Origin of the sequence: Spirulina subsalsa PCC 9445 (assembly GCF_000314005.1) — a bacterium.
Classification (GTDB): Bacteria; Cyanobacteriota; Cyanobacteriia; order Cyanobacteriales; family Spirulinaceae; genus Spirulina_A; species Spirulina_A subsalsa.
In genome coordinates, this window is the sequence record NZ_JH980292.1 from 4,009,692 (window position 1) to 4,028,573 (window position 18,882).

The 18,882-nt window shown below is 46.4% G+C and carries 10 protein-coding genes; all 10 read right to left on the reverse strand.

The annotated features are described in order from the left end of the window. Positions 1-53 precede the first annotated feature (53 nt). Positions 54-1,178: a type I-C CRISPR-associated protein Cas7/Csd2 gene (gene cas7c / locus SPI9445_RS0118280; protein ID WP_017306221.1), complete on the reverse strand. Its 1,125-nt coding sequence runs from the start codon at positions 1,176-1,178 to the stop codon at positions 54-56. Between the two features lie 186 nt (positions 1,179-1,364). Next, the gene (gene cas8c, locus SPI9445_RS0118285) at positions 1,365-3,131 is read right to left on the reverse strand and encodes a type I-C CRISPR-associated protein Cas8c/Csd1 (protein ID WP_017306222.1); all 1,767 of its coding nucleotides are present in this window, start codon (positions 3,129-3,131) and stop codon (positions 1,365-1,367) included. Positions 3,132-3,134: 3 nt separating this feature from the next. Next, a complete protein-coding gene (gene cas5c, locus SPI9445_RS0118290; RefSeq protein ID WP_017306223.1) occupies positions 3,135-3,830 on the reverse strand; it encodes a type I-C CRISPR-associated protein Cas5c in 696 nt (231 codons plus the stop codon). Positions 3,831-4,189: 359 nt separating this feature from the next. After that, the gene (locus SPI9445_RS0118295; RefSeq protein WP_017306224.1) at positions 4,190-6,421 is read right to left on the reverse strand and encodes a CRISPR-associated helicase/endonuclease Cas3; all 2,232 of its coding nucleotides are present in this window, start codon (positions 6,419-6,421) and stop codon (positions 4,190-4,192) included. Next, the gene (locus SPI9445_RS0118300; protein WP_017306225.1) at positions 6,421-6,852 is read right to left on the reverse strand and encodes a DUF6691 family protein; all 432 of its coding nucleotides are present in this window, start codon (positions 6,850-6,852) and stop codon (positions 6,421-6,423) included. Before SPI9445_RS0118300 ends, SPI9445_RS0118295 begins: the two co-directional genes overlap by 1 nt. Continuing rightward, entirely contained in the window at positions 6,849-7,274 is a 426-nt protein-coding gene (locus SPI9445_RS0118305; protein ID WP_017306226.1) for a YeeE/YedE family protein, read from the reverse strand. The genes SPI9445_RS0118300 and SPI9445_RS0118305 overlap by 4 nt, the downstream gene beginning before the upstream one ends. 190 nt (positions 7,275-7,464) lie before the next feature. Then, complete coding sequence (locus SPI9445_RS26085; RefSeq protein ID WP_017306227.1) at positions 7,465-8,250, reverse strand: EAL domain-containing protein; 786 nt, start codon at positions 8,248-8,250, stop codon at positions 7,465-7,467. Positions 8,251-8,431: 181 nt separating this feature from the next. Continuing rightward, positions 8,432-9,778, reverse strand: coding sequence for a sensor histidine kinase (locus SPI9445_RS26090; RefSeq protein WP_237747984.1), 1,347 nt, complete (start codon positions 9,776-9,778; stop codon positions 8,432-8,434). Between the two features lie 585 nt (positions 9,779-10,363). Beyond that, positions 10,364-13,069: a phycobilisome rod-core linker polypeptide gene (locus SPI9445_RS0118320; RefSeq protein WP_017306229.1), complete on the reverse strand. Its 2,706-nt coding sequence runs from the start codon at positions 13,067-13,069 to the stop codon at positions 10,364-10,366. Positions 13,070-13,333: 264 nt separating this feature from the next. Beyond that, on the reverse strand, positions 13,334-18,631 hold the full coding sequence (locus SPI9445_RS0118325) for an AAA family ATPase (protein ID WP_017306230.1): 5,298 nt from the start codon (positions 18,629-18,631) through the stop codon (positions 13,334-13,336). Positions 18,632-18,882 lie beyond the last annotated feature (251 nt).

Sequence of the window (18,882 nt, forward strand, 5' to 3'; positions counted from 1 at the left end):
CTACCTATAGATCCCTACAAATAACCTGCTTTTGGGGATTTACAACCCACCCATCAAACCAACTCCGTTAATTCCACTCCCTCCGGTAAATCCTCCTTATTGATCACCACTTGATAATCCTTAAACGACCGAGGCGCATTACTCCCAGACTCCACCGTAATCCGATCAAATAATTTGTGAGCCGGAGCATTTCCTAACCGCTTTTCATGGGAAAAAATATATAACCCCCGCAACGCCATCAACCCTCGACTCGCACTCCGATCTAACTCCCACATCCCTTGAATCGCTTGCCAAAATAAAGCTAAATCCTCCTCCGTTACCCCCGTTTGTTGTGCCAAAAATGGCGAGAAAAACCCAAAACCACGATACAAACCATAGGGAATCTGGGTTTTCCGTCCCATTGTTTGTAAATTGACCCGATCCTCCTTCGCCTCCGTAACAGCCATGCGGGTAATCGACCAATCCAACGGCAAAACCGGATCAATAGAACGAGCAAATGTTAACTGGACTGGCCCCCGCACCTGACCCGCATTTAATCCTGTACTCATGACTGCCCCAAACATTCGCACATCATAAAAATTGGCACACATCCACTGTTTCGCTGTCTCAATATTCTGACCTGTTTTAGCAGGCTTACCTGATTTTTTGACTAACCCCTCAACAAATTTTTTCGCTACTTTCCAATCGCTGAACTCTTCCAATTGCTTATACTCTTCCTTTAATTCCTCAGCCGAAAGTTCCCCACTATAAGTCAACGTCGAAACAACATTATCCCCCTCTTCTTCATCTTCAATGGCAAAAGCCGAAGGTAATTCATCGGCTAAATTCCGCAAAGCAGTTAGGACTTTTTCCTCCTTAATCACATCAGAAACTGGTTCACTGACAGGCAACCCTGAACCCACATAAGCCCGACGAATTTGCTCATTGAGAACCCCGTGATGTTCCACAAAAATTTTCAGCCGTTCTTTCTCCGCTTCCGTCGCTTCATACTCGCTGTAAACCTCAACATAATTCCGCACTTTTCGCTTTAAACAAACATCCGTCACTAAACCCTGCATGGTTTCCGCATCAGTCCGAGGTAAATTTCCCCCATCTGGATCTCCGTTAGGGTTGCCGTCCAACACATCAAAAAGCAGGACAAAATCATGACGGCGGTTGGGATCGGTATGAATAGACATGGAATTTTTTTCCTCAATAATTACAAAAAATTCAGTGATTCATGGGTGAGTCGGCAAGACCAACAAGCCCCAAATCGGTTGGCTGAAATGACAGCACAACGCAACAATTCACCATTACTAACCTTGCAAAATTCCTAACGAATTAGGATAAAAAGGCTTGACATTCAACACAAAAAATGCTAATAATTAGCCATCTTTCTTGTTTTTTTGCCTCTTCGCTTGCCCATTATTATGGGCGCGTTGATGGTAGTAACCGAGAGCAAAAATACTTTGTTGCTGCATGGTGAAGTTATGGGGAAAATGCCCCTGATCCGGTTGGATATGACTATAAATTTCCTCCAGTTCCAGTTGTAAATTGTGGTGAGCGCCGGGATTATTTTTCCGAATTTTGCTCAGGTGAGCCTGTGCGCCTTGGATTAACACCCCCATAACCTTCCCCGGCGTGGTAGACATTGCCCCGTAGTAACGATCTACAAGGGTGGCGTTGATTTCTTTACCCAAGGCGGTGCGCTGGATTTGTTCCAGTTGTGCCAGTAGACGGCCGCAGTGATAGGCGGTGAGGTCAGCCCCTTCTAGGGGAGGCTGTAAATTTAATTGGCTCATGGATTCTGTTTCACTCATCGGGATGATGTCCTTAAACGTAAGGTAAAGCTTGATTAACGCGGCGCGGGGATGGGTCATTTTGTTGTCACTATCGACCCGAATTCGGCGCACAACGCTGGCTAGGAGGTCATCAGGCAGGGGTTTTCCCTGCAAGGCGGCGAAAAACAAGGCGGTGGGCATTCGGGGCAACATTTCCTTGCTCACATCCCGATAGGCACAGGCGGCTAAGGCATAGAGGCCAAAGAGTTTGGGATCTTCCCCGGTAGGACTCACCACCTGTTGCGCCCGAAACCACTGGCCGAGGTTTTGCCGTACTTCGGCCAGGGTGATATTGAGCCAACTCCGGACGACGGTGCGGGCATTGTTGGCTGTCAGGGCTACGGCATAAAAGCGGTCTTGTTCCAGTTGCTCTAAGGCGGTGACATTGGGCTGTTTTTTTAGCCCAGCGATGAGGTCTTTGACTTGGGCTTGGGCTTGTTCATCACTGGGTTTATCTAAGAAGCTAAAGAGATCAAATCCTGTGGCTTCTTTGGTCCACCAGGCATAAACGGCTTTATCGCTGATGCGGAGGTGGGAATCTCGTTCTTTGAGCAGGTGATTGAGGGCTTTGGCGAAAGCTTCCCCTGCATCGCGGGAAATGGGGGAGGTGAGGGAGTTGGCGAGGCCGTAGGATTCAAAGGCTTTGGAGTTGGCGGAAACTAAGGCGGTGCCGGATGCTTGACCGCCGGGAACCCCTTTAATGGTGAAGGGGAGCCGTTGCTCAACAGGGCCATAGTTGCCGGAGACTAAACACCAGCCGAGATTTTCCCCTTTGTCTGTTCCCCCGGTATAGTTGGCCCAAAATTGTTGGATGCTGGTTAATTGGGCTTTGTCTTCGGCGGGGATAACGGGGCCGCTGGGGGTCATGACTTGAAAGGTGATGACCATGCTGGGGTCGAAGTCGGGGGGGAGAAGGTGGCGATTGCGGTCTGGCTCCCACTGGTCCAGAAACTGAACAATGGCCTTGACTATAGGCTCTTGGGTCACTTCGGCACAGTGACGGGCGAGGTCTTTAAATTGTTGATGACAGTCGGCAATGCGGTTCGGTTTTGATTTGGGTTTGGGGATGCCGAGAACATATTCCCCCGTATCGGCGAGGAGTTTGGGACTAATGCCGGAACTGCGATTAATATGGGGCAGGATTTTCGGCTCTCCCCGTTTGTTTTTTTTATCCCCGAGGGGGGTGAGTAGATCACCCCGGAGTTGACCATCGAGGGTGAGACTAATCACCCAACGGACTGGAGAGGGGCCATACATGGCGGGGGTGGGGTTGATGCGCTGGGCATAGTCAGCGAGGGCTTTAAGGAGCATAATTTAAAGGGGTTGAGGGGGGATGGTGAGGATGCCTTGTTCAAGACGGGCGGCAAAGAAGCGGGGGCGGGCATTCCCGGAGATGATGCGACGACCTTGGGCATCTTGTTGGCGGTATTGAATGAAGCCTTTGGGGGCGGGTTGAAATTCAAGGTCATAGAGCATTAGGCCGAGTTCGTCGGTGCGGTCAATGGCTTGTTCTTGCCCGGTGGGGGGTTCAAAGAAGGCGCTAAATTCCCGGGTGCCGAAGTAGGGCTGATGGTGGCATTGACCGCGCTGCACTCGACGACGGAATTGGTCGCGGTATTTGGCAATATTGGCGGTGGCATGGGGTTTAAGGTTAATCTGGGCTTCGATGAGGTAGGCGACATTGCGCAGGCCGAGGGTATGGCGTTGAGCGCGATCGCCATCGGCAAAATACCCCCCGACTCCTGTTTTCGCCCAACTCTTGGCACTACTTTCACTCTGGCAGTTATTCACTTCATTACGCCAGATGGAGAAGTGTTGAATGGGGTTGAGGACATGGATTTTTTCGATGCGATAGCTCATTTCCGGTTTCCAGAAAATGGCTTCGAGAATCCCCCGTGCTGCGCTGGGGGTGATCACGTCGTAACTAATGCGCTCTACTTTAAATTCCGGTCGGGTAAAGCAGGCAAAGTCGCCGTAGACTTTTAGGGCTAAGGGGGGGGAATTGCTCACAGTGCTAATCCTTAACGAATGGGACAAGGAAAGGAGAAAAAGGCGCTTTCCTCTTTCTGCCTCTTCCTGGAGAGGGGGGAGAGTGGACTAGGGGGATTGCCCTTGAACCGCCATCCCTAGGATTTCAACCACAACTCAAGGGGGCGGCATTTCGGAACTTTGGCTCAACGGTCAGGTTTTAGGTCACAAATTGCACTAATATCCCCAATATTTTAGAGAAGTGATACGTTTTCTTGCAGTGATGTTCGCAAAAAATCACTAGGTTCAATCTCTGGTGTTTCGGCAAACAGATTAGGTATTTCTTGAAGGGTTAATGTAGGCCATGATTCATTCTCCTGATTGAGAATTGGGGGCAAGCGCTAAATAATCAAATCAAAGGGATCACGCTGGATGGGTTCACCTTGCCATTGAATCCCCACTAACTCATCATAGCCCCCTGTCCATTCCCACAGACCGGGAACCACTTCTTGGCGATTCTCTGGGTTTTGATTGAACTGCCAAGGGAATAGATTGACTAAATAAGCTTGTAAACGACGGCGAGTTTCTCGCCCCACCCGACCCTGAGAACGAATCTGAGCGAGAATTTGCCCACTTTCGCCATAATTGACTACCACCGGGATTGTCTCATCTTCAATCAGGGAAAACTTGGCCACCTCTGGATAATTGAGCTTTTTCCGTTCCCCTTGAATCTCTTGGCCCCTGGAGAAATCCACCTGTTGATAGAGTTCTTGGAAATAGCGCAGAAAGAGGTCTGGGGTATGGAGGGCATCCATTTCCCCCGGACTGAGGTAGTTTTTCGCTACAGCGTAGGCCGTTTGATAGAGTCCCCGAGGACTGCCCCCCTCTTGGGGTTCAAACAAGATCACCTGACCTTGAGCGCGCTTTCCTTCTCGATTACACCGCCCGGCCGCTTGTACAATACGGTCTAAGGGTGCGATCGCCCGATACACCACCGGAAAATCCAAATCCACCCCCGCCTCCACCACCTGAGTAGACACCACCCAACAGGGCAACCTCTCCTTCAAACGTCCTTTCACCGCCTCCAGCACCCGCCGACGATGAGTGCCACAGAGCAACGTCGAGAGATGAAACACCCCCTCACGGGGGAACTCCGCCCCTTGTAGGGCTGCCAACACCCCCAACGCATCCTTGCGCGTATTAACAATGATTAAAGCCTGTTCCGCCGACCGTGCTTGTAAATCTGCCATTAAATCCGACCAAGACCAAGCCCCCGACGGTCGGATATAGCTCACCCGTTTTAAGCGCTGGAAGTGCCTCTGAGCCTCAGCAGGCGGCACGATATCCGTGATTTGGTCGAATCCTCGTAAATAGGGGTTAGTCCCCTCAAAGGCGGGCTGAGTGGCCGTACAGAGAACCAGCGTCACCCCGTAATACTTCACCAATTGCCCCAACACGTCCAAAATCGGCTCTAAGAGAGGAATGGGCAAGGTTTGCACCTCATCCAAAACAATCACACTGTTCACCAGATTATGCAGTTTCCGACAGGGCATGGGGCGATGAGCAAACAGACTATTAAACAACTGAACCGTTGTCGTGACAATTAAAGGGGCATCCCAATTTTGCGCCACCAGACGAGCTTGAGCATAGCCCCAACGGGCATCGTCATCCCGCCAAGTCTCCTTTAATCCTTCCGGGGAAATCGCGCTGTGATGCTCTAAAACCGCCATTTCTCCCAAGGGGGCGAAAATCTTCCGATAGACTTGGACTGTCTGTTCAATAATGCTGGTGTAGGGTACCGCAAAAATCACCCGACGCTGACCCTGACCGCAAGCATGATTTAAGGCAAAGGCCAAACCACTACGGGTTTTTCCCCCTCCCGTCGGCACACAGAGCCGAAAAACTCCCGGTTTTTGTGAGGCCTGAGCGCAACAATACTCATAAACCTCCCGCCGGACTTGATTCACTGGAGTATCTGGCACTTTTTCCAGCAAGGCCGCCTGTTCACGGGCTAACTGGGCTTGGAGTTGGGGCAGGGTGAGGGGAATTTCCCGTTGTGCCGTCTGTTCTGGGTTAAAATGTCCTTCGGTGTCCAGATGATCCCCATCAATCAAGCAGGAAAAGAGCAAGCGCAGGAACAATTCAGCCCGCAAGGGATCCCGTTGATGGGCGGCCATCTCTTGAGCGAGAGTCGGAGGGGCGGTTAGGTCAATCCCTGCCGCTTCTGCCCGTTTTAACACCTCTTGATAATCCGTCGCGGTGCGCTCAGGATTGCACCCTTGGAGTTTAACGTTAAGTGAAGACAAAGCCGGTAGGCCGCCATGATGCCCATAAATCAGGGGGGCGAGGGGTGCAAACTGTTGGGCGGCTAACTTTGCCCCATGAATTGCATGGGGAACTGACTTGGGTTTATCTCCCCGATGGCATCCTTGCAAATAGGCTTGAAAGTCGGGGTTATATTTGCCTAAATCATGCCACAATCCTAAATAATGCCCGACCGTGGGAGCGCCCAAAAGGGTGGCAAAGTCTGCCGTGCGTTTGGCCACTTTAACCAGATGGGCTTTTAAATCGTGCCACTGTTGGGGACGGTTGGGGGAGGGGGTATGGGCGACGGGATGGGATGGGGTGGTCATTAAGGGTTGCCCTGTTTCAAATACCAACGACAGGCCAGAGAACCCCCAATCAAAGCCCCCAGAAAGATCACCGGATTGGGAATCCCCAACACTAGCGCCACAATACCGGGGCCGGGACAATACCCGGCAATGCCCCAACCTATGCCAAAAATCGCTGCCCCAACCAGCAAGCGCCCGTCAATATCGCGCCGCGTGGGGAGTTCAAAGCGTTCTGTTAATAGGGGATGAGGACGAGGCAAAATAAAGCGAAAGGTAATGAGGGTTACGCCCACTGCACCGCCCAAAACAAAGACTAGGGTAGGGTCCCAGTCCCCCAAAAAGTCTAAAAAGCCTAAAACGCGATCGCGGTCAACCATTTGGGATAACCCCAGCCCAAAACCAAACAAAATCCCCGATAGAACAACAATGACATTCTGTAGATTCTCTTTCATAATCCCAATCCATGACGCATAATCCCAACCGTTGCGATCGCCGTCGCCATAAATACTAACACCGCCACCAGCGATCGCACCGACAACCGCCCCAAACCACAAACCCCATGCCCACTCGTGCAACCATTGCCCAAACGAGTCCCAAACCCCACCAAAAAGCCCCCCACCATCATCAGCCAGGGCGCAAACTCCCCCCGAGGAGTCCCTTCAATCGCCCAACCATACTCATACAACGCCCCCCCCACCACCATCCCCAACAAAAACAACCACCGCCACCGCTCCCGTGCCGCCCCCGTCAGCACCCCATTCACCATCCCACTAATCCCCGCAATCCGCCCATTAAACCCCAACAACAGCGTCGCACTCAACCCAATCAAACCCCCCCCCACCAAAGCCGACACCCAAGGCACATCCGTCAGCATCAAACCTTAAACTCCTTCAACTCACATTCAACCCCACCCATTTTAACAAGATTGCCGAGAATTCCCTATCCCCTTGTGGGTCGAGTAGTTCACCAGATGACCTATGTTCACAAAATCATCACAAGAAACCTATAAACCCCCGGCCAGTTAATTTTGTCTCCACTGACCTGGGGGTTTTCTCCTAGTCCATTCAAGCCACCAAAAGCCCTTCCTGCAAACGCCCCAACCACAGCCTTTTCTCTAAGCCAATAATCGTTAACGGATAGCTAAACAAATACCCCTGAGCCACCCCATACCCCTGTTTTTGACAAAATTGGAGCTGCTCTTCCGTCTCCACCCCCTCCAGAATCACCTCCAAATTGAGACGACGGCTTAAATCCAAAATCGACAGCAACACCTCATAATTCTTCGCATCCATCGTCAAACTTTGAATAAAACAACGATCCACCTTCACCCCATTAAACGGGAAATGTAACAACCAAAACAAATTAGAATAACCCCGCCCAAAATCATCCAAATAAATCTTAACCCCCAACTCCTGCACCTCCCGCATCACCTGAACCGCCTGTTGCACATCATGAATTATCACCCCTTCCGTCAACTCCAACACCAAAAAACACGGATCAATGCCCGTCTCCTCCAACACCTCAGCAATCATCCGAGGCAAATACTTATGATTAAAATGACTTGCCGAAAGATTAACCGCCACACTCAGCCCAAATCCTAGCCGATGTAACTCCTGAATATCCTGACAAGCCTTTTTCAGCACCAACGTATCAATCTCAGCAATGATCCCAGTTGTTTCCGCAAACGGCAGAAAAAACAAGGGAGCCAGTAACCCTAAATCCGGATGTTGCCAACGAACTAACGCTTCTACCCCTACAATCTTTTGTTGCAAAATATTAACTTGTGGCTGATAATAAGGAACAAACTCCCCCCGTAAAATTGCTTGCTCAATGCGTTGTAGGGAAAACATAAAACTATCCTCTTAACGAATCATAACAGCTAACTTTATTTTGTTATAACAAACAAAAATCGTTCCTTTCCCTAAGCAAAAGTTCAGATTTAATTTACACTTAACCTAATCCGTAATTAATGCTAGAGAATTTACCCAATCCTGAACTTCTCAGACCACTTTCTTAAAGACCCGATAACCCTCAAGAATTGACACTGGATATCACATCTAAAGGACAGGAAGGAAATACCTTGGGAATTTCCACCACAAACTCCGTACCATGACCCGGTTTAGACCGACAGAACAAAGCCCCTTGATGTTTTTCTACCACAATAGAATAAGCAATCGAAAGCCCCAAACCCGTTCCCTTACCCGGTGGTTTTGTCGTAAAAAACGGGTTAAATAAATGCTGTTGAGTCTGTTCATCAATACCGCCCCCATTATCAATAATCCGAATCTGTACCCGATCCATTAAATCCTCGGTAAAGATCCAGATTGTCGGTCGAACAATCTCCGGATCTAACACCGCGAAACTTTCCCCCACCCCAGACTCATCCAAGGCATCAATTGCATTCGCGATCAAATTCATGAACACTTGATTTAACAACCCGGCATAACATTCAATATGGGGTAGATTGCTATAATTCTTAATGACCTGAATTGTCCCTTGATTGTAGTTCGATTTTAGGCGATGGTTTAAAATCAACAGAGTCCCATCCAACCCCTCATGAATATCAACCCGTTTCTTCTCCGACTGATCCAAACGGGAAAAATTCCGCAACGACTTGACAATCTCCGTAATTCGTTCTGTCCCCATTTGCATACTCGACAATAGTTTTGGTAAATCCTCCCGCAAAAAATTAAACTCAATCTCTGCACAATAACTTTGCACATCTGGATCTTGATCCAACCCCTTCGCTTTATACAGATCCATTAACTGAAACAGATGCTCAATATACTCCATCGCATAGGATAAATTGCCATGAATAAAACACACCGGATTATTAATTTCATGGGCAATCCCCGCCACCATCCCCCCCAAAGCCGACATTTTTTCCACCTGAATCAACTGCGCCTGAGTCTTCTGTAACTCCGCTAAGGCATTTTGTAATTGACTCGCCTTTTCCCGTTCTCTAGCCTGAGATAACCTCAACTCAGCCTCAATTTGTTTGCGATCCGAAATATCCCGAATAATAACAATCACCTCTTGAGTCCCACAGGGAACATAACGCGCCTCATAATATCGCCAAACCTCCTGATCCGGCAATACATACTCACTATGTTGCACTTGCTGAGTTTCTAATGCTTGGGTGATAAAATAGCGAGTTAATGCCGCCAAATCTACAGACCAAATTTCCTCAACTGTTTGACCCACTAAATCCCCATTAGAAGATGCTGCAACGTTTTGTTCTGAAGGGAAATATTCTAAACAAACACCCTCTCTATTAAAGTGGATTAAGGAGTCGGGCATTGCCAACAAGAGTTTCTGATATTTTGTCTCTTGCTCTTCTAACAACTTTTTCGCCGCGAGAATTTCACGAATATTCACTTTCTTGGTGGAGAAATTAGATTTGTGAGCGTTGTTCTGATGAGAAGTGGGAACGCCAGAATTAGACTCTTGAATAGACTTTCGCTCTTTCAAGCTATCTTTCAATGACGTATCATGTTGTGGCGAATGGGAGAATGGGGCGTTTTGCCAAAGTGGTTGGGGGCTAAACATAAAATTTCTCCGTGAGTACGTCCATGTCTATCCCCAATGTACATAAATAAATTGTGTAGAGACATCGGGAAAACTAGGGAACTTTTACCCGTGGAAATACTGAAATTAACTATCCGTGTATTTACGGATAGTTAATCTCGGGTCAAAAACCTGTTAAAGACCAAATCTTGAATTTATTCTTAAATCCCGTCAATTTACAACACAAATATTGTTTTAGGAAACTGCCTTAAGGCAGAAATACGGATTAAGTAGTGTGATCAATATCACAAAAAATCAATGATTTGAACAGTAGCCCTTAGAAAATATAGCACAATACTGGAATTTAGTAGCAAAGGATACCATTTCCTATCAGACAAAAAAAGAGCATCTATACCCTAGATAGATGCTCTTTGAGGTTAAAAATTAGAGACTAAATTAACGACGCACAACGGGTTCAAAACTCGGAACCACTAACTCGTTATCTTGCTTTGTTAACTTGTTGTACAACTTCTCTGTATTCGGGAAGTTGGCCGCAGGTAAGGTCGGGAAACGACGGTAGGGAACGACATCCTCCCCAAACAGTTGGAGATACTCCATCCCGTTGACCATTGCGCCAATAAACGCCCGAATCCCGGAACTGGCCAGAATTTGATTATAGGTTTGAATCTCCTTCTGATTTAAGGGCGCACGACCGAGGAAGTGTTTCGTCCCTAACTCAATCACCTTAGTGTTGGGATAGGGGGTGTAGAACTCTTTGATATACAACTCAGAACAGCCTAACCCTTCGATAAACTCTTTCACGGTGATCTCACCATTGCTGAGTTTACTTTCTAAGCCCGTGAACTGGGTTTGAATCACATAGGGGGCTAAATCCCGCTCAAAGATTTGGCGATAAGCGGCCGCGATCAGGTTTTTCACGGCTACCTTATCACTGCGATCGGTCAGCTTGAAGAGCTTGGTTTGTTGACGTTGAACGGATACCCCTTGACCGACACGGGTATTAATATCCGGGTTGGTACGAGTTTCCGTAACCTGCCCTAACTCCACAAAGCGAGGGGTCGTTTCAACCGTTACTTTGGTGGCATAATCAGGACGCAACGCACCGGGACGAGCCATCCGTAACTGCATCCCGGCGGGGGTTAAATAACGCTCAAAGGGAACGGTATCCTCGCCAAAGGCTTCGGTATACTCGGCGCTATCGACTAGGGCATCAATTAGGGCATAGAAGCCTTTTTTGGCGCATAAGTCAAAGTAGCTGTTGATTTCCTGACGGCCGTAGGTGGGACGACCGAGTAAACGACGGTGAATGTATTCCACCGCTTTACACACGTAGAGAGAAGACCAATACAAGTTACGGAATACATCGGATTTCGCCAAAATCTTGACGAACTCCCGTACTGTAATGTCGCCATTCTCCAGCTTGATTTCCGCTACTTTCTGGCGCTGTCCATCGTAAACATCTCGCCCGAACACTTGACGATAAGCGGCGGCGATTAGTTTTTGGGTGGAGCTTTCGGAATACTTGACGCTGGCTCCGTTGCTGCTGCCGGGGAGTTGGTCTAGGCGGAACACTTTGGGACCCAATGTGCCGGGGAACTCTCCACGGGCGCGAGGGTTTCCGGTTTGGTTGTTGGTGGCCGGTCCTTGGTGGATGAGGATGCGGCGGGTATCTTTGCCAAAGGGTGCCGGACGAGTGTTCGGATTCCGGGTTTCTTTGGGGAAGATGGCCCCAAACTGGATTTCTAAGGGGTCGTTGCCTGCACCGTAAACGTGCTGATCTGGTAAGGGTCGATTGTATTGGGCAAAGGTGGTAATAAACTGAGGAACTTTGCGGAAGGGCGCGCTGTAGTTAAACAGGTCTTGCTGCATCCCCCAGTTACGACATTCTTGGGCTTCTTGACCCAAACCGCGCAAATAGGGAACGGTTTCTTCGCCGAAGTAATCCGAATATTCCTGAGAGTCTACCAGTGCATCGACTAAGGCGGAGAGTCCACCTTGAGAGACGATGGCAAAGTAGCTTTGTACTTCTTCTCTGGAGGACGGCCCACGACCTAAGATATGGCGGAATGCCAATTCTAGGGCGCGGCTGTTGATGAAGGGTTCAAAGAACTGTTTGCGATAGAGGGGGGATTTGGCTAAACGGCGGACAAACTCTTTCATGGAGATGTCGCCGTTTTTGACTTGAGACTCTAAGTAGGAGATGGATTGGCTATAAGCGCGGGTGATGTCCCGTTCAAAAATTTGCCGATAGGCAGCTTTGACTACGGACTGTTTCTCTAGGGCAGAGAGTCCGGGCTTCATGACAAATTTTTGTCGTCTTTCGGCGGCGTTGAAGTAGCTTTGGGGCAGTTGCAGACCTTGCTGGTCGTCAGAGGGCCGTTGACGGAGTTTGTCGGAGGGACTGGGCGCTTGGAATTCGGTGACGAGGACATCAAAGTAATCGGTGACGATACTTTGGGCTTCTTCGTCGGCTTGGAAATACTTCCGCGCTGAGACTTTCATTTCCTGTAATGCCACGAGGGTGGCTGCACTGGAACAGGCGTTCTCGATGACTTCCCGCAGACCGCGCACGTTGACGGTGAGGATGTTGGGGTCCCCGGCCACAATGGCGTAGGTGACGTAGCGCAACATCCAAGATAAGTCCCGCAGGGATTTCTGCATATTGCTCGGGCCGTAACGAGCAATGTTAATGGGACGGAATCCGGCGGGGACGGCTACTTTATTGCCTGTGCTGAGGAAGATGGAACGGATTCCATCGAGGATTCCTCCACCCCCGCTTTCAACGTAGGTTACGGTGCCTAGGGTCATCCCTTTTTTCACGTCTAAGCCTGCGCCAATGGCACTGGCGGCGACGGTTTCGGGTTTTTCTTCGACGGGGGGTTTTTCTAGGAATGCCATAGGCGAACCCCCGGTAAAGATCCGGTTGGCGGCTCTGGAGACAATCAGATCCGCATTTTTGGTGATGATTTGGGCAATCTCTATGCGTTTATTGCCGGATTCAAAAAAAGATTTTAATTCGCCTAGCTCTCGACCGTCGGGGAAGCGGTCTTGTTGTTCCGCTTGGGCGATCGTAGAGGTGGGAACGGTTTGATACAGTTGAGGACGCGCAACTGAACTTCCACCACTTGCCGTAATACTCATGGTTAGCTCAACTATCTCCTATCCAAGTTTGTTACAGTCTACAGGCTATTGGTACTTCGTTATCCTCCGAGTTGTATTCGGGGGATAGGTTCAGGGTTGATAGCCTATAGTCTGCTGATTAAAGGAATCTTTATCAGTTTTGGTCAGCTTTTAGATTAAACTGTTTCCGGCTTCCTTAGCGACATTGTTAAGAAGTGTGTAGAAATTCTCAACATAACTATAAGTGTGATGGGCTTGGAGGGGGTTGGTCGGGTGTGGGGCTTCTCAGTTTTTGGGGAAAAGGCGATCGCACCGTTTAAGGTAATACTGGGCGGGTCTATCTCCCGAATGTTCTCTCAGACACCGCTTAAACAGCCCAGAAGCCTCCTCCATTAGCCCTTGATAGAACAGTAACACCCCCTGCTCAAACCATTCTTTTGTGGCTTTTTTCGCCTCGTACAACTCCCGCCCATCGGCTGAAAACACCTCAAACAAGCCCACGGCGATACTTTTTCCTTTCACTTTCACTTGTTCTATGAAGCGGACATCATAGGCTAAGGGATCATCTAATTGTGCTAGGGTTTGATGGGTAATGAGTAAAGACACCCCGTAGGTTTTGGTTAAGGTTTCTACCCGAGCGGATAGATTGACCGCATCCCCAATGACTGTACCATCCATTCGTCTTGGACTGCCCACTGTTCCCAACATTAAAGACCCTGTATGTAACCCAATACCAATCTCTAAGGGGGAGGACTGGGGATAGGTTTGATTATAGTCGGCTAAGGCGCGCAACATCCCCAATGCTCCCCGCACGGCATCATCTGGCTGTTGGGGAAATAGTGCCATAATCGCATCTCCAATGTACTTATCAATAAATCCATGATTGGCTTGAATGAGGGGTTCCATACAAGCGAGATATTGATTAATAAAGGCAAAATTTTCCGCAGGATTCATTTGTTCGGAAAGGCGGGTGAAGTGACGGATATCGGCAAATAATACGGTCATTTTCCGTTCTACTTGATCCCCTAGTTGAATATCTGTAATACTCTGTTTGTTGAGCAGGTCTAAAAATTGGCTAGGAACAAAGCGTTCTAAGGCTTGATTGAGTTGGGCTTGTTCTTGGTATAAACGAGCTTTTTCTAGGGAGATGGCGGCTTGGGTGGAAAGCAGGTTAATTAAGACAATGCGCTCTGGGGTAAATGCCCCGATGGCTAAGTTGTTTTCCAGATAAATCACACCGACTAATTTTCCTTGATTGACTAAGGGACTACATAAGATAGACTGAGGCTGCTGGGCTTTGATATAGGGATCTTGGTTAAAGCGTTCCTCCTGCATGGCATTATTTAACACGATACTTTCTTGAGTTCGTGCGACATAGTAAATAATGGATTCAGCAAGTTTTTTACTTTCTTTGATGGGAGTTGAGCGAAATAGTACGATATTTTTATGCTCGGTTGTTCCTTCGGCTTCTATTAAGAGTTTACCACGATCTTCTAAAATCAAATATCCTTTTTGTGCGCCTGCGTTTTCAATCAAAAGCCGCATTAACTGAGAAAGTAGTTCATCTAATAGAAGTTCACGGGCAATGGTTTCTGATGCTTTAACAAAGGTTTTAATATCTAAGGTTTGTCCTAAACTATTGGTTGTCAGGTGAGTGGTGAGGGGATAAGAAGATTGGGCTTGATTGCCTAAAAAACGGGGATATTTTTGTTCCATCTGAACCACTTTTAGACGAGCGCCCCAGAGTTGATAGTAATAGTAGGCTTCTTTGAGATAGGCGATCGCCGTTAACTCCTTACTACGGGCTAAATAGAACTCTCCGGCGAGTTCGTAGGCGATCGCCAATTCATGGGGATAGTCCTTTTCCTTCGCCCAAGCAATAGCTTGGTCATACCATTCTATGGCTTGACTATCTTGGTGATTGATATTACATAACTCAGCCCGCACTAACCAATATCTATGTTGGTGATTATCTGGCGCATTTTTAGCCCATTTTTTTAACTTTTTAAGACTTTGACGAATCTCCTTGAAGAAAATTTGACGTTGCCCCGGAGAACAACCCTGTTTTAATAACGCTAGTCTAGTTAAAGTGTGATAAAAACAAAAGTAAACCAACTTAACACAGCCAATCGCCCCTTGAGCATAGTATTTTGCCAGTTCTCCATTTTGATTAGCTTGTGTGTAATCACCTAGCAGAAAATGAATGAAGAGGAGGTTGAAATAAATGCAAAAAATAGCATAAAACTCTCGCTTGTCCAGCAAATCATTGAGTTCTGCTTTTATACTAAAAGACGAGCCTTCTAGAAAGTGAAATTTAGGATTATCTTGTAATAAATCTAGCACGGCTTGACGATAGATTTTTGCATTAAACAGCATAGACTCCTGATTAAACGTTTGGGTAATCTCAACATAATGTGTTAGCTTAATATTAATTTCTTCTAAATTTTGACCCACTAAATAGCTATGACCCCAATCTACATAAGTAGAATAAGAACCATATTCAAAATCCCCTGTTTCTAGACCGCTTTGATAACCTTCTATCCCCCAAGGAATTATCTCTTTTAAGCTAATTTTCCAATGTCTTATAAAAAAATTAGTCAAAAAATAGACCTTAGCTTTCATGATATTAGCCTGATATTTTTCAAGCAACTTTAACGCCAATTCACTAAATTGATAGCCCAGATCAAATTGTTCAACAAATCCGCAAAGAAATAGACCATAATTAGCATAGACGACAATAGACTCTAAGCTATTTCCATAGCGCACAGATAGATTAATCTGTTCAAAAATAATTAAAGGCATCAACAAAGATCCCGAACGATAGGCAGAGGCAATCAGAGCGACTAATATTTTCATCGTTGCCAGTTGATAGGGATCAGTCATCGGTGGTAAATTGGCTAAATTCTCAACTTTTTTTCCTAGGAGCAGCCGTTTCGTTTTTAAAAATCCCCATAGAATATGGCGTTTATTGGGATTATTCGGAAAGTAAATCTTAAGTTCTTTTAAAATCTCTATGCCTACCTCAATGGCTTCTGTTAATTTAATTTGGGCAATGAGTGCAAGAATCTGGATTTCAACAATCCGCAGTTTATCTAATAGGGTTTTTGCTTGATTTATTGCTGTGTCAATCAGCCCATTCATTAGGTCAAACTCTCCCCTTAAGTAGGCTGTTTCTATCCCTAAAGTATAAGCTTCGATTTGCCTATCATAATAGTTGTGCCAACCTTGCTCTCCCAATAGTGCTAGAGCCACTTGCACATAATCAGCACTAGCTGTATAAGCATTGGATATCTTGGCTTTCTGCGCGGCTTTTAAGTTCAACTCAGCCAGTTGATATTTTTCCTTTTGTCCTTCAATTAAATTAATCGCTAAGTTCAATTGATTGACAATATCAAAAATTTTATCATCTCCCTCGGATTCTGATGTTTCTTCCATTAACACCTGACCAATCCGTTGATGAACTTCTTGCCGAGTTGTTTCCGACAATAAAGAATAGGCAGCTTGTTGTACTCTGTCATGAACGAATTTATATTCAGGTAATGAAAAATGCTCAGAATTATCCTCAGAAATTAGTTCTAGCACTCGTTCTAATTTTTCGCTATTTTCCAAAGAAATAATTAAGCCTAACTGAATGGCATCTTTGAGATATATTGCTGTCTCAGCTAAAGAACTTTGATGAGTACAGGCTAGAATTTTTAAATCAAATTGATTGCCAATACAAGCCGCAATTTGCAATAAATTTTGAGTATTAGTTCTCAACTTTTTAATCTTCTGAGTCATTAACTCTACTACATTGCTGGTAATATCACGAGCTTGTATTGATTTTAAATTCCAAGACCACGTTCTAGTTTTTCTATCAAAATAAACTAAATTTTCTGCTACTAAGGAGGTCAAAAACTCTTTGACAAAAAACGCATTTCCTTCTGTTTTTTGTAACAGCAGTTGAGCTAAGGGCTGGACTAGACTAGCAGAACAGTTTAAACTGTCCTCTATTAATTCCATGATCTGCCCTTCGCCTAAAGGACTTAAGGTAATCTGTTCAACTTTAGCTTTTCCTTCTCGAATGTTGGCTAGAGTTGTTACTAAGGGATGTCCTGCAAAAACCTCGTTATCTCGATAAGCACCGATTAAAAACAACCCTGATTGAATGCCGTCCATTAATAAAATCATCAAGCGCAAAGATGCCCGATCTGCCCATTGCAAATCATCTAAAAATAGAACTAATGGATGTTCTGATTGTGTAAAAGTTTGAATAAATTTAAGAAACACCAAATTAAAACGATTTTGACGCTCTGCCGGACTCATGCTTGGTAATTCTGGCTGTTGTCCGATGATCAGTTCTAGTTCAGGAATGACCTCAACAATCATTTGACCATTATTGCCAACAGCCGCCATTATTTTCTCTTGCCACTCTTTTAATTGATCTTCACTTTCCGCTAAAAGTTGCCCAATTAAATCCCGAAAAGCTTCTACAATAGCTGAGTAAGGAATATTCCGTTGAAATTGATCAAATTTTCCGTTAATAAAATAACCACGATGGGCTGTAATGGGTTTAAATAACTCTTGGACGAGGGATGATTTGCCAATGCCTGAATAACCTGCGACTAACATTAGGGTGGTGTTGTTTTCTACCTCAGAGGACTGGGTAACTTGTTCAAAGGCTTTTACAAGAGTCTGGATTTCTTGTTCTCTCCCATAGAGTTTTTGCGGAATTTGGAAACGGTCTGAAATATCTTGTTGGGCTAAAGGAAAAGGGGTTAAAGTTTGAATGGTTCTCAGTTGTTGATAACAGGTTTCTAAATCGACCTTTAATCCATAACTACTTTGATAACGATCTTCGGCATTTTTTGCCATTAACTTGGCAATAATATCTGGTAGGGGATGAGGGAGAGCAAGGGGAGGAGGAGATTGGGCAATGTGGCTATAAACTAATTCTAGGGGGTCTTGAGTCCGAAAGGGAACGCTTCCGGTGAGCATTTCATAAAAGGTAATCCCGAGAGAATAAAAATCACTGCGATAATCTAACTCTCGGTTCATTCGTCCGGTTTGTTCGGGGGAAATATAGGCTAGTGTTCCTTCGAGAATGCGGGGATTTTTTAGGGTAGGATTTTCTCGGTTGAGTTGGGTAGCAATGCCAAAGTCAATAATTTTTAAAACTTGGGTTTCGGGATTATAGACAATGTTGCTAGGATTAATATCTTTGTGAATAATCTGTTGACTGTGGATAGCGTCGAGACTGTTGGTAATGGCAAGGGCTAAGGGGAAAAATTCTAGTAGGCTTAAGGGGGGGCGATTGTTAAGCCATTCTCTTAAGGAAATGCCGCCGAAATCTTCAAATGTAATTACATAACTATTTTGCCAAGGTGTGAGGTCGTAAGCTTTAATGATGTGGGGAGAATCCAGTTGATGGGTGAGATGGTATTCCTGTTTGTAGCGACAGATTTGTTCTGGGGTGGGATAGTCTTGACTGAGAAATTTTAAGATAACCGCTTGTTGATCATTGTGTCGTACTGCGCGGTAGACTTGGGAGTTTAAGCTTTTGTGAAGTGCCACAAAGTCGGTGTATCCTGCCAGAATTGCCATGTTTTGAGTCCTGTATGGAGTGACAATAGGAGATGAATTAGTCTAGCTTGTTTTGAGGATGGTTTCTAGGGCAAATTATGCGATCGCCCCCTCCCATTCCAGAGGTGAGACTTCAAGGACACCCGCCACCGATCACCCGCAGACTTAATTGGCGATCGCACCTTCCCAACATCTCAGATCCTTGCTTTTACCCTTTTCCTCACCCATAAATCCCCGTCCAAAAGTCCAAACGTCTTGGCTACATTTTGAGC

Coding starts and splice junctions, on each gene's coding strand:
- cas8c (WP_017306222.1), bottom strand. CDS start 3,131: ATGCTCCTTAAAGCCCTCGCTGACTATGCCCAGCGCATCAACCCCACC.
- SPI9445_RS0118325 (WP_017306230.1), bottom strand. CDS start 18,631: ATGGCAATTCTGGCAGGATACACCGACTTTGTGGCACTTCACAAAAGC.
- SPI9445_RS26085 (WP_017306227.1), bottom strand. CDS start 8,250: ATGTTTTCCCTACAACGCATTGAGCAAGCAATTTTACGGGGGGAGTTT.
- cas7c (WP_017306221.1), bottom strand. CDS start 1,178: ATGTCTATTCATACCGATCCCAACCGCCGTCATGATTTTGTCCTGCTT.
- SPI9445_RS0118305 (WP_017306226.1), bottom strand. CDS start 7,274: ATGCTGACGGATGTGCCTTGGGTGTCGGCTTTGGTGGGGGGGGGTTTG.
- SPI9445_RS0118295 (WP_017306224.1), bottom strand. CDS start 6,421: ATGACCACCCCATCCCATCCCGTCGCCCATACCCCCTCCCCCAACCGT.
- SPI9445_RS0118300 (WP_017306225.1), bottom strand. CDS start 6,852: ATGAAAGAGAATCTACAGAATGTCATTGTTGTTCTATCGGGGATTTTG.
- SPI9445_RS0118320 (WP_017306229.1), bottom strand. CDS start 13,069: ATGAGTATTACGGCAAGTGGTGGAAGTTCAGTTGCGCGTCCTCAACTG.